At 60.2% G+C, this 11,577-nt stretch carries 10 protein-coding genes; 1 reads left to right on the plus strand and 9 read right to left on the minus strand.

Translation table 11 applies throughout. The features are described from left to right. Positions 1-39: 39 nt before the first annotated feature. From ACSQ2A_RS14790 to ACSQ2A_RS14820, 7 genes are all read right to left on the minus strand, one after another. A complete protein-coding gene (locus tag ACSQ2A_RS14790; RefSeq protein WP_436072862.1) occupies positions 40-1,551 on the minus strand; it encodes a DUF5060 domain-containing protein in 1,512 nt (503 codons plus the stop codon). After that, positions 1,548-3,146 (minus strand): DUF5060 domain-containing protein, encoded by a 1,599-nt coding sequence (locus tag ACSQ2A_RS14795; RefSeq protein ID WP_436072863.1) that lies wholly within the window; start codon positions 3,144-3,146, stop codon positions 1,548-1,550. The genes ACSQ2A_RS14790 and ACSQ2A_RS14795 overlap by 4 nt, the downstream gene beginning before the upstream one ends. Positions 3,147-3,190: 44 nt before the next feature. Beyond that, positions 3,191-4,015: an ABC transporter ATP-binding protein gene (locus ACSQ2A_RS14800; RefSeq protein ID WP_436072864.1), complete on the minus strand. Its 825-nt coding sequence runs from the start codon at positions 4,013-4,015 to the stop codon at positions 3,191-3,193. Then, the gene (locus tag ACSQ2A_RS14805; RefSeq protein WP_436072865.1) at positions 4,012-4,926 is read right to left on the minus strand and encodes an ABC transporter ATP-binding protein; all 915 of its coding nucleotides are present in this window, start codon (positions 4,924-4,926) and stop codon (positions 4,012-4,014) included. The genes ACSQ2A_RS14800 and ACSQ2A_RS14805 overlap by 4 nt, the downstream gene beginning before the upstream one ends. Further along, complete coding sequence (locus ACSQ2A_RS14810) at positions 4,923-5,840, minus strand: ABC transporter permease (RefSeq protein WP_436072866.1); 918 nt, start codon at positions 5,838-5,840, stop codon at positions 4,923-4,925. The genes ACSQ2A_RS14805 and ACSQ2A_RS14810 overlap by 4 nt, the downstream gene beginning before the upstream one ends. Then, the gene (locus ACSQ2A_RS14815; RefSeq protein ID WP_436072867.1) at positions 5,837-6,838 is read right to left on the minus strand and encodes an ABC transporter permease; all 1,002 of its coding nucleotides are present in this window, start codon (positions 6,836-6,838) and stop codon (positions 5,837-5,839) included. The genes ACSQ2A_RS14810 and ACSQ2A_RS14815 overlap by 4 nt, the downstream gene beginning before the upstream one ends. 246 nt (positions 6,839-7,084) lie before the next feature. Beyond that, positions 7,085-8,944 carry an ABC transporter substrate-binding protein gene (locus ACSQ2A_RS14820; RefSeq protein ID WP_436072868.1) on the minus strand — a complete coding sequence of 620 codons (1,860 nt, stop codon included), beginning with the start codon at positions 8,942-8,944 and terminating at the stop codon, positions 7,085-7,087. 285 nt (positions 8,945-9,229) lie between these two features. On the opposite strand from ACSQ2A_RS14820, the gene ACSQ2A_RS14825 reads away from it, so the two are divergent. Then, positions 9,230-9,511, plus strand: a complete 282-nt coding sequence (locus ACSQ2A_RS14825) for a hypothetical protein (protein WP_436072869.1) — start codon at positions 9,230-9,232, stop codon at positions 9,509-9,511. Between the two features lie 87 nt (positions 9,512-9,598). Here the strand turns inward: ACSQ2A_RS14825 and ACSQ2A_RS14830 are convergent, their stop codons facing one another. Beyond that, complete coding sequence (locus ACSQ2A_RS14830) at positions 9,599-10,411, minus strand: alpha/beta fold hydrolase (protein WP_436072870.1); 813 nt, start codon at positions 10,409-10,411, stop codon at positions 9,599-9,601. Positions 10,412-10,519: 108 nt separating this feature from the next. After that, positions 10,520-11,575 carry an ABC transporter ATP-binding protein gene (locus tag ACSQ2A_RS14835; RefSeq protein WP_295413632.1) on the minus strand — a complete coding sequence of 352 codons (1,056 nt, stop codon included), beginning with the start codon at positions 11,573-11,575 and terminating at the stop codon, positions 10,520-10,522. Positions 11,576-11,577: the final 2 nt, after the last annotated feature.

The raw sequence follows: 11,577 nt of genomic DNA on the forward strand, positions 1-11,577 counted from the left end.
CGCGGGAGACTTCGACATGGTCGCCCAGATTCCTGAAAATCAGGCCGGGCGAATGCGGATCGCCAGATGTGGGCGGCCCGGCAGTTCCACTGCAAAAGCGGCATCGGGTTTTCGCTGCATCACCACCGCCCCGTGCCGGGTGGGATGATTCTGCGGCGCCGGGACGATCTTTGCCGGCTCGACGGTCATGTTCCAGGTATCGATCAGGTCCACCTGATATTTTCCATCGTCCTTGGGAAGGCCCGCCGCCCAGATCACCGGTTGGTGCTCACCAAAGTAGATGATGGTCGTGTCACCATCTCGTGCGCCGGACACGCGATTCCAAGGGTAGCGCGTCTGCGGATCGATCGGTTCAAAACCATGCCTGGCGTCCTCTTCCATGAGATCGCGCAGGAAGCCGATGCGCTTCCAGGCTTCGCCATGCAGTTCCCCGCCCTTGGCCCACCAGATGAGATCGTCGGGATTGGAGAAGGTTTCGCCATGCCCGGTATAGCCACCTCGCATGGCGGTGATCCAGAAGCGGTGCACCAGTTCCTGCGCGGAAATATTGCCCCAGACCTGAATGATATTGCCCTCATATTCGGGCTCGTCATTGACCACCGGCTTTCCATAGGCCAGCCGCCATTCGCCGGTGCGCTTCACGTCCCAGTTCTGGATGCAGACATGGGTCACCCAGGGCTTTCTGTGATCGTAATTGGCTTCCGGGTCGCCATTATGGATCGAGCGGAGATGCCCATAGGGGTCGTTCTCTTCCAGGATATGGAAGTAGCGCTCCCACTGGTGCATGGGCTTGGTGTTGAGGAGGAAATCGTATTCGTTGGCGAGCGACCACCAGACGTTGCGATAGGCCGCAAGACGCGCGGCGAGATACTGGACATAGGCATAGTCCTGTGCCTCGCTCATGTCGCAATAGCCCCAGCGATCATAGGGGTGGAAGATGATGATATCGGCTTCGATACCCATCTCCCCCAGTGCCTTCACCTGGTTCTCAAAATGGCGAAAACTCTCGGGATTGGGCCGGTCGAAGTCATATTCGCCGTCGGCGCCCTTCTGATAGACGTCGTGCAGCGCCTCGTTGACGTTGTAGGGATAGTCCTTGGGAAAGACGCCCATGCGCATCTTGTTGAAGCGCGTCTGCTTCAACGTTTCGAGCGTCTTGGCCTGTTCGCTCAGCGGCTGGTGCGTCCAGGCGTAGCAGGTAGTGCCAAAGGACAGGAACGGCGTGCCGTCGGCATAGGCAAAGTGGAACTTGTTGGCGACCCGCACCGGGCCATGCACGCCCTGACGTGGCGCTGTGGCCGTGAAACTGCCGGTCTTGCCGTCCAGCTCCGCCACGTTGGACTTGGTCGAAAACGTCCACTCGCCCTCATTGTCGGGCATGAATCGAACGCGGAAACTGCCCTCGCCGTCATAAAAGCCCGGCACGCGCACGACGCGGCTCTTTTGCTGGAAGAAAGCTTCCAGCGTCACATCGAGGAAGGGATTACCGCCCGTGGGACCGGAAAAGCTGGCCTCAAACACATCCCATTGCGCTGTTGTAGACATAGTCATTCTCCGTCCACACGCTTGAACAACAGGGCTTGGTAGGGCTTTGGCGAAAAATGCAGGATATCGCCGCGCTCGACGCTTTCGGCCAGCGTCTTCTCGGTCATTTCCCAGGTGTCGATCAGCGTCGCCGAGTATTTTTCGCCCGGCGGGGTCGCTACGGCGAATTCATTGGGCTGGTTTTCGCCGAGATAGGTGAGGTAGTAGCGATGCGGCTGGCCGGCCGTGGCGAACCAGGCCTGCACCCGCGACCAGTCCTCTTCGCCCGGCGTCGGCTGGAACAGTTGCGCGAGGACGACATTGTCGAGCCCGCCAGCGATGGTAGTGCGATAGGCGCCGGTCGATTTGACGGGGTCGAGCCCTTCATCCGGACCCTCTTCAAGAATCTTGCGCAGGAAGGCGATACGCTCGACGCTTTCGCCGATCAGCTTGCCGCCCTTGGCCCACCAGAGGTTCTCTTCGTCATTGTAGTAGGTCTCGCCATGGGTGACGTAGCCGCCATTGACGGTGCCGTCCCAGAACCGCCGAACCATCTTCTTGGCCGAGATATTGCCCCAGAGCTCGGCAATGTCGCCCTCGTAGCAGCACTCGTCGATCGAGACCGGTTTGCCGTACTTTTCCCGCCACAGCGAGGACTGATTGGCCCCCGAGCGCTGAATGCTCGAATGGGTGATGCGTGGGTGGTTGTGGTCATAAAAGGCGAAACAATTGTGCACGCTCAAGAGGTGCCCAAAGGGGTCATTGTCCGAGGTAATGTGGATGAACCGATCCCAGTCCGCCATCGTCTTGGACGGCATCAGGTCATATTCATTGGCCATCGACCACCAGACGTTCGGCAGTGCCGCCAATCGAGCCACGAGATACTTCAGATAGGCGTCATCCTCGGCGGGGCTCATCTTCGAAAAACCCCAGCGGTCATAGGGATGGAAGATGATCAGGTCAGCTTCGACGCCGATCTCGGCGAGCTGGTTGATGCGCTTTTCGAGGTGGCGGAAATAATCCGGCTCGAAGCGAGAGAAATCGAATGCCCAGCCATAGTCGCCGCCGAACCGGCCGGTCCATTCGCTTGATCCCTTCTTCACCAAGGGGAAGGGATAGCGCTCGGGCTCGTTCTGATTGTAGCGATAGTGCTTTGGGAACACGCACATGCGGATTTTCGTGAAGGGACCATCCTTCAGCGTCTGCAGCGTCTCTTCCTCAAGCGCATCGCCCTGCAGGTTCCAGACATAGGCCGTCGTGCCGATATTGATGTAGCGGCTCCCATCGGCATAGCGGAAATGGTGGCGGTTGGAGACACGCACCGGCCCGTGATGTCCGGGCTTCGCCGCACCCACCTCAAAGCTACCGCTCACCCCATCGAGCGCCGAAACATTACTCCTGGTCTCATAAGTCCAGGTGCCGGTCGTATCCGGCAGGAAGCGCAGCTTGTAATTGCCTTCGCCATCATAAAAGCCGTTCACCCGCACCAGTCGGTCGCCCTGGCTAAAGGTGGCGCGCAGGTCGACATCCTGAAATGGATTGCCCGCGCTCGGGCCTTTTAGGGTGAGTTCATACGTCGCCCACAGCGACGCGGCGCCGTTGGCAGAAGCAGAATTGGTCATCTTGCTGTCCCGTAGTCTGAAAGTGAGTGGTTCTGAAATTTCGACTAGCTGGCGATGCGCTTGCGCTCGCGCCAGCGGCTGGTGGTCGTGGGAATGGAGCTGAGCAGCAGGCGGGTATAGTCGTGCTTGGGGTCCGACATGACTTTTCGCGCCGGCCCAAACTCGACGACGCGGCCCTTGTTCATCACCGCCACATAGTCAGAGATGTAGTAGGCCGTGGCGAGATCGTGGGTGATGTAAACAAAACTCCGCCCCGCCTCGTCGCGCAGCCGCTTGAAGAGGTTGATGATGATCATGCGGCGCGAGGCGTCGATCATCGACACGGGCTCGTCGGCGACAATCAGCCTCGGGTCCGGAATCAGCGCCCGGGCCACCGAAATGCGCTGCAATTCACCGCCCGAGAACTGGGCCGTATATTTGCCGCGCACCTCTTCATAGTTGAGGCCGACATTTTTGAGCGCCTCGGTCACCGCATTCTCGGCCTGGATCCCATCCATACCGGCCACGCGCCGCGCCGTCTCCTCGAGATAGACATCCACCGGCCGATAGCGGCTGAACGCCTCAAAGGGATTTTGAAAGATCGGCTGTACCAATCCCAGAAAATCCTTCTTGGAGGGAATAGCGCCCTGCCCGGCAACAACCTGGTCATAGACGATGGCCCGACCGCTGGTCGGCGTTTCCAGCCGCAGCAGCGTCTTGGCCAACGTCGTCTTGCCGCTACCCGATTCGCCAACAATGGCGATGACCACCGGCTTGTCGCTCTCGACGGTGATGTTGACGTCGTTGAGCGCCTGGATCGGCTTGGATCGCATGAAGCCGCCGAGGCGGTAGATCTTGTTGAGACCTTCGGTCTGGAGAATGACGCTCATGCCAAAGCTCCTTCCTTTTGCCGCGCCGGCTGGGCCACAAAGTGCCCCGGCTTTACTTCGATGAGGTTGGGTTCGACGCGATAGGCGCGGTCGCCGCCCGCCCCGGCCTGGCTCGCAATGACGCCGCGCATGCTGTCGTCGCCAATGGTGGGAAGAGAGTCGATCAGCATCTTGGTATAGGGGTGCTGCGGGTCGGCAAAGACGCTGTCGGTATCGCCATACTCAACGACGCGCCCGGCATACATGATCAGCATCTTGTGGGTGACCTGATAGTGGACGCCCATGTCATGCGAGACGACGAGGATGGTATTACCCATCTCCTCCTGCAGCTCCATGAGCAGCATGAGAATGTCCTTCTGCACCACTACGTCGAGCGCCGTAGTCGGCTCGTCGGCGATGATCAGCTCGGGCTGGAAGAAGGTGGCGAGCGCAATCATCATGCGCTGCCGCATGCCGCCAGAAAGCTGGTGCGGATAGGAGTCCATCGCTTCCGGGGGAAGCCCAAGTTTTCCGATGTAAGCGCGCGCCCGTTCCAGCACGCGCTTCTTGTCGCTGTCGGTCCCCGGAAAATCCACGAACTGCTCACGAATGCGGATCACTGGATTGAGCGAGTTCATCGAGGATTGCGGAATATAGGAAATGGACTTGAACCATTCCTTGCGCACGTTCTCGGCGGTGATGGCTTTGCCGTCCGCGCCCTTGAGCCCGTAGTCGATACTGCCGCGGGAGAGAGACATGGGCGACTGGATATCGCCATAGATCGCCTTCATCAGCGTCGATTTTCCGGAGCCGGATTCGCCGGCAATGCCGACGACGCAATTGTCCGGAATAGTCAGGGTCACCCCATCGACGGCATCAATCGTCCTTCCGCCGATGCGATAGCTGATTTTCAGATCGTTGAGCCGGATCATGACACACCACGCTTGCTGGCAAAGGCCTGATTGAACCCTGTGGACGTCAGGAACAGCCCGAGGAAGAGGGTAACGGTCGCGACGATGGGCGCCACGATCCAGGGATATTGCCCGGTGAACAGAGCATTGTAGCTCAGGGCCCAGAAGATGATGGAGCCGAGCGTTGGCACTTCCACCTTGGACAGGCCGATCACCGCCAGCGTCGCCTCGGTATTGATGGCAAAGAGCACCGTGTTGATGAAGCCGACTAGGATATAGGCCGACACATAGGGAAAGATTTCCTTGGCGAGGATGTCGACGGTATTGGCCCCCGAGAACCGCGCCATGTTGATGAATTCGCGTTCGCGCAGCGACAGCGCCATGGCGCGGACGGTGCGCGCATCCCAGGCCCAGCCGAAAATGATGATGATCAGCCCGACGGTGAAGAACGAGGTGTTGCCGCGGATCAGGGCGCCGAGAATGATCAGGATCGGCAAGAGCGGGATGGTGATGAACGTATCAACGAACAGCATCACGATGCGCTCGAAGGCGCCGCCGATATAGCCGGCGCTGAGGCCGACAATGGTCGCGACAATGGTCACACCGACGGCAACGAGAATGCCGAGCATCAGCGAGTTCTTGATGGCAAAGACCAGGAACCAGAAAATGTCCTGCCCCAGCGCATTGGTGCCGAGCCAGTGCACGCCCGACATGGGCAGATTGCGCATGTAAGTGGCCTGGACCGACGGATCGGCCGGCGCGAAGTAAGGCAGGATAAAACTGCCGAGCCCCATGACGAGCAGGATGACGAGACCCACGGCGAGACGGGCGTTCAGCAGCCAGAGCAGGCCGCCCTTCCTGCGTCCGGGTTTACCAGCGACGGGCGGCGCGACAACCAGCGCCACCGGATCGGCATTGTTGATGTCCATGCTCATTTCGTGCGGATCCGCGGGTCGAGGAGAGGATAGATGAGGTCGATGACGAGGCCGGCCGTCGCCACGGCCAGGATCGAGAGCGTGATCGCGCCATAGAGCACGTTGTAGTCGCCGCCCGTCGCGGCCGTGCGCATGATCAGGCCGATACCGGGATAGGAGAAGATGATCTCGGTGAGCAGCGCACCGTTAAAGATCATGCCCAGCGACAGGGCCAGCGCCGTCACCTGCGGCAGGAGCGCATTGCGGAACACATAGCGCGTCATGCGCGTCCAGTTCGAAGCGCCCTTCAACCGTGCATAGGTGACATAGGGCTCCTCGGTGGTCGCGACCGCCAGGGCCTTCATGGAGAGAATGTTCCAGCCAAAGCCTGCGAGCACCAGCGTGATCGCCGGCAGCAGCGAATTGTAGATGATCATGCCCACCTTGGCCCAGGTCATCTCGCCCACGGGGAAGGTCGGGGAGAGCGGGAAGATCGGGAAGACATAGGCCAGCAGCAGCAGCACCGTGACCGCCAGAATATAGTAGGGGATCGGGTAGAGCAGGATGCCGACGAATTCGAGCACCGAAGCGGCCTTGTGCTTGTGGAAGTAGCCGGCAACGAGCCCGACCATATTGCCCAGGAGCCAGGCGATCATGGTCGAGGTCAGCAGCAGCCCCAGCGTCCAGGGCAGCGCCGTGACGATCATGGTCGAGACTTCGGTGGGGTAATAGGTGAAGGACGGGCCGAAATCGAAGTCGATGACGACGCGCTTCAAATAGGAAAAATACTGGGTGAGGATGTCGCCCTTGAGGCCATAGAGCACTTCAAGGTTGGCCCGCATTTCCTCGATGGCCTCGGGGGTGAGCGTGCCATTGGCGCGGCTCTGGATCTGCCCGATATAGCCGTCGACCGGATTGATCGGCATGAGGCGGGGCAGCATGAACGTTATGGTCAGCCCGATAAACAGCACGGCGAGATAGAGGCCGAACCGCTTGGCGACATAGGCGAGAACACCCATCTGTCAGTCCTTCGCAAAAACCTACACGTCGCTTTCGGGGCAAGTGGCGTTGTGCCGTCTCCTCCCCCGGCTGTCATCCCGGCAAGGGCCGGGATCCATCCTGAGATCTCAAGATGGGCCCCGCGGTTTACCCTCGGACTTGATCCGGGGGCCGGGGCGACAATCGAGGTTGGGAGAACCCAATCGACGTGACCGAGAGAGAAGAAGCGGGGCAGCCAGGAGGACATTGGCCGCCCCGCAAGTCGCTTATTGCTGGCCGGTCGGCTCGATCGACACGACCGTCTTCTTGAAGGAACTCCACCAGGTGTAGGGCGCAGCGTAGAAATTGTCCTGCTTGGGGAAGTTGGTCCAATAGGTCTTGTTGGTCGGGATCGTGGTCGGAATGTTCATGAGATTGATCATCTGCATGTCTTCCGTCAGGTATTTTGCAATGTCCTGGCCATTGGCGAGGAATTGCGGATCGTCGGTCGGCAGCTGCGCACTATCGGCCACGATGTCGAAGATGCGCTGGTCGGTGACGCGCATGATGTTGCCGTTGAGCGCATCGGTCGAGTCGACCGGAAGCACATACTTGGCATCGAACTGGCGCCAGGAATTCTGCCAGTTGACGTTATAGGTGCACGACTGCCCCCAGTTGATCATCAGCTCGTTGCGGGCATTGGTGTTCTGGACCGTGGTCCATTCGCCATTGTCCACCTGGCGGGTGTTGATGTTGAACCCGGCCTGGCGCCAGCTATCGGCAATCGAGAAGCCGATGCGCTGGATGACCTTGTTCCAGTCGCCGGGGATGACGAATTCGATCACCCAGGGCGAGCCGTCTTCAAGCGCGAAGAACCCATCGGCACCCTTCTTCATGCCCACCGATTCCAGCAGCTTTGCTGCCTGGGCCGGGTCGTGCTTCCACCACCCCATGCCGAAGCCTTTTTCCACGGCATCGCCCGTCGGCAGTTGCGAGGCATCGACGCCCTGCGCTGCCAGCGCATCGCTCAGTTCAGCACCAAAATTGGTGTTGTAGGGCTTGTAGCCATCGGCCAGCGTCAGTTCCTCGAGCCAGGACTGGAGCGGTTCATAATAGAGCGGTCCGGTGATCGGCGTATCTGCCAGCGGCAGGGCGCCGGCCTTGAACTGGCCGCTCATCGAGGAAATGCCGACCTGCTGCATGTTGAGCGCCAGCGCGAGGGCCCAGCGGACTTCGGGCTTGTCGTAGGGCGCCTTCTGCAGGTTGATATAGACGCCATAGGAACAGGCGTCGTTCATGTCGTGATAGGGGAAGGTCGGGGAGAAGCTTTCGATATTGGGATTGCGACCCTTGGCGGCCTGGATCGAGTCCGGGCTCATGAACGTGTCGACGTCATACTGGTTCTGCACGAAGGCCAAAGCGCGCGTCTCTTCGGCGCCAAAATCCTTGTAGAGCACGAATTTTGGCTTGGGCTGGCCGAGATTGCCCCAGCCGGAGCGTTCCCAGTCCTCGCGCAGTTCCCACAGCTGCCAGGCGCCGTTGGGATCGAATTCCTTGATCTTATAGGGCCCGAGCGTCACCGCATTGGTGTTCTGGAAGGTGACGACCTGGTCGCCCTGGGGCTCGAAAATGTGCTTGGGCACGATGACGAACTGGCTGCCCCAGGTATAGACGCCCATCACCGTCTGGAAATCGAAGGACGGACGGGAGGTTTCCACCTCGAACGTATATTTGTCGACCTGCTTCCAGCTCTTGACGAAATTGGCGACCACGGCCACGCGGCCAAGCTGGCTGCGATATTTTGTGTAGGTATCGAGCGAGTAGATGACGTCGTCAGCGGTGAATTCGACGCCGTCGCTCCAGTAGACGCCTTCGCGCAGTTTGACGCGGAACTGGGTATGCTCGTCATTGAGCACTTCCACGGGGCCGGCGGCGAGTTCGGGATAGGATTCGCCGGTGGCGGTGTCCATTTCCCACAGCCAGCTCCAGCCAAGCTCGCGGAAACCGCGCCAGATGGCATAGGAGTTCATCGGGTTCTGCGCGGACGCGTTGGCGGCACGACCATCGAAGGTCTGCACGATCAGCGTTTCGCTGCGCGGCGTGCCGACATCGGTCATGGCGCCTTGCGCAAATGCGGTAGTGGTCAACATGACGCCAAGGACAGACGCCATCAAAGAACGGCCAAGCCGAACCATATTTTCCTCCTTTGCCGGTCGCCAGCCCTCCAGCCGGTCAACCCACGAAACGCGAGGCGTTTAGGGAAGTAGGGACGCGTTTTCTGCCTCGCGCACCGGGTGCATTCCGGGCGCGACCAGTCTGGCCATAAAACTTTCCGTATCCTCCCGCGCGCTCCCGCAGCGGCCGCAAGATCGTTTTGTTATTTTCGATTTCTTGCGATTACTAACGATTATGTACGGAACCCGAGCTTGTCAATGGCCTTCAAACCACGCGCTACAGGCGCCGAGCTGCGTCAAATCCAGTCAAACTCGCCCCATGAAGGACTCGATGCGCAGCACCATTTCCCCCTCATACCCAACCATGCCAATGAGTTAACAGGCAGCGATGACCAGCAAGGCGATCAGAACCGCGCAGGAATGATCCGAAAACCACAAAATCCGCAAATTTTCCGCATCAGGCGAAAGACAAGAAAATTCGAAAAATTGTCACAACTCGCCACCCCAGGCTGCTTTGCCCGCGTTTTTCCGGCGGGATGAGCCTCTCGCCCCCGTTGGAAAGGTCGGCGCATAGGCCAGACGGCGAGGGGGCTGGTGTTCCCGTCGGCCAGGCGGCAAAAAATACGCCTAGTGAACCTGGACCGAACCGCGCTGGAAAAATACGGTCAGTAACGGCGCAAGAATATTGGGGTCATATTCGTGGCTCTGATCGGCCAGGGTAATGCGCTCGACATTGTGGAGGCCAGATGCCACCCAATCGGCTCCCGCCGCCATGAAATGAAAACTCTTGTCTCCGTCGAGCACCAGCACCGGCATGATGGCGTTCTGCCAGCGCTCGGGCGGTGTCTCGCCGGCGCGGGCATCGGCGAGAATGCGGTAGTCGTGTTCCAGGGTCAGGCCGACGGCGGCAAAGGCCGGCCAGGCGGGGCTCGCCTTGAACCCATCCAGCGCTTCTTCGGGCATGCCGACACCGAGGAGAAAATCGCTCATCATCTCGGCGGCACGACCCTCGGCTGCCTGCTTGGCCATCTGCTTGTGCTCGTCGCGATAGGTGTCGCTGGATCTAGTGGGATCGATCGGCGGTTCATAGAGCGCCAGACCCTTGATCTTGCGGGGCATGGCAGCCGCGGCTTCCAGGGCCAGCACGGCGCCCGAGGACATGCCGAAGACAAAGGCCTCGCCGCCTGCAACCTCAAGCAGGGCGGCGATATCCTCCACTTCCCGCGCCACGGAATAGGGCCATTGATCGCTCGAGTCGCCGCGACCGCGCCGGTCGAAATTGATGACGGTAAAATGCTGCGCCAAAAGGCCGATCAGTATCGGGGTCACCCGGTCCACCGCCCGATACTGGGTGGCACCGGCGACGAGGATTATGGCCGGCCCGCTGCCGGTCGCGTCATAGCCGATGGTGACGCCATCCTTGGAAACAACCTGCGGCATGCGAAAATCCTCCTCTTGGGCGCCAGTATGCACGAGGGAGGAAGCCGCCAAAACGGAAATCCCCGCTTGCGCGGGGATCACACGGTATTTCTCCGATGACGGCAGATGTTAGCGGATGGCAATGCCTTCGGCATTGAACACATGCGCCTTGGCCGGATCGATATAGGCCGGGACGGTCGAACCCAGTTCGACGTGACGCTGGCCTTCGAGCACCACGGTCAGGGCCTGGCCGTCGGTGGTGGTCGCGTAGACCACCGTCTGGCCGCCGAGATTTTCGACGAGATCGACGCGCAGATCGGCAAACTTGGCGCCCGAGCCCTCGACGATGGTGATGTGCTCGGGACGAACGCCCAGCGTCGCCGTGCCGGTCGCCGAACGACCAAGCGGCAGCGAACCGCTCGCGGTCTTGACCGTTTCGCCATCACCGGTGGCGGTGAGGAAATTCATTTTCGGCGACCCAATGAAGCCGGCGACGAAGAGGTTGCGCGGATTGTTATAGAGCTCGAGCGGGGCGCCGGCCTGCTCGATGATGCCGGCCCGCAGCACCACGATCTTGTCGGCCATGGTCATGGCTTCGACCTGGTCGTGGGTCACATAGATCATGGTGTTACCCAGATCATTGTGCAGTTTTGCGATTTCCACGCGCATGGCGACGCGCAGTTCGGCGTCAAGGTTCGACAGCGGCTCGTCGAAGAGGAAGATCTTCGGCTCGCGCACGATGGCGCGGCCAATGGCAACGCGCTGGCGCTGGCCGCCCGACAGCTGTTTTGGCTTGCGCTTGAGCAGTGGCTCGATCTTGAGGATGGCGGCCGCGCGCTGCACACGGCTGTCGATCTCGGCCTTGGGCATCTTTGCCGTTTCAAGGCCGAAGGCGAGGTTCTGGTAAACGCTCATATGCGGATAGAGCGCATAGGATTGAAAGACCATGGCGATGCCGCGCTTGGCCGCCGGGACCTCGTTCATGCGCTGACCATCGATGATCAGATCGCCACCGGTAATCGGCTCCAGCCCGGCAATCATGCGCAGCAGCGTGGATTTTCCGCAGCCCGAAGGGCCGACGAAGACGGTGAAATCACCGGGTTCGATATTGAGATCAACGCCATGGATCACGGCCACGTCGCCGTAGGATTTCTTGATCTGGCGGAGTTGAATGCTGGTCGCCATGG

Source organism: Devosia sp. LjRoot3, assembly GCF_964252865.1.
Taxonomy (GTDB): Bacteria; Pseudomonadota; Alphaproteobacteria; order Rhizobiales; family Devosiaceae; genus Devosia.

What these genes read in the sequence shown, in the direction of transcription:
- ACSQ2A_RS14790 (WP_436072862.1), bottom strand. Translation starts at nt 1,551, where the DNA reads ATGACTATGTCTACAACAGCGCAATGGGATGTGTTTGAGGCCAGCTTT.
- ACSQ2A_RS14795 (WP_436072863.1), bottom strand. Translation starts at nt 3,146, where the DNA reads ATGACCAATTCTGCTTCTGCCAACGGCGCCGCGTCGCTGTGGGCGACG.
- ACSQ2A_RS14800 (WP_436072864.1), bottom strand. Translation starts at nt 4,015, where the DNA reads ATGAGCGTCATTCTCCAGACCGAAGGTCTCAACAAGATCTACCGCCTC.
- ACSQ2A_RS14805 (WP_436072865.1), bottom strand. Translation starts at nt 4,926, where the DNA reads ATGATCCGGCTCAACGATCTGAAAATCAGCTATCGCATCGGCGGAAGG.
- ACSQ2A_RS14810 (WP_436072866.1), bottom strand. Translation starts at nt 5,840, where the DNA reads ATGAGCATGGACATCAACAATGCCGATCCGGTGGCGCTGGTTGTCGCG.
- ACSQ2A_RS14815 (WP_436072867.1), bottom strand. Translation starts at nt 6,838, where the DNA reads ATGGGTGTTCTCGCCTATGTCGCCAAGCGGTTCGGCCTCTATCTCGCC.
- ACSQ2A_RS14825 (WP_436072869.1), top strand. Translation starts at nt 9,230, where the DNA reads ATGGCCTTCAAACCACGCGCTACAGGCGCCGAGCTGCGTCAAATCCAG.
- ACSQ2A_RS14830 (WP_436072870.1), bottom strand. Translation starts at nt 10,411, where the DNA reads ATGCCGCAGGTTGTTTCCAAGGATGGCGTCACCATCGGCTATGACGCG.
- ACSQ2A_RS14835 (WP_295413632.1), bottom strand. Translation starts at nt 11,575, where the DNA reads ATGGCGACCAGCATTCAACTCCGCCAGATCAAGAAATCCTACGGCGAC.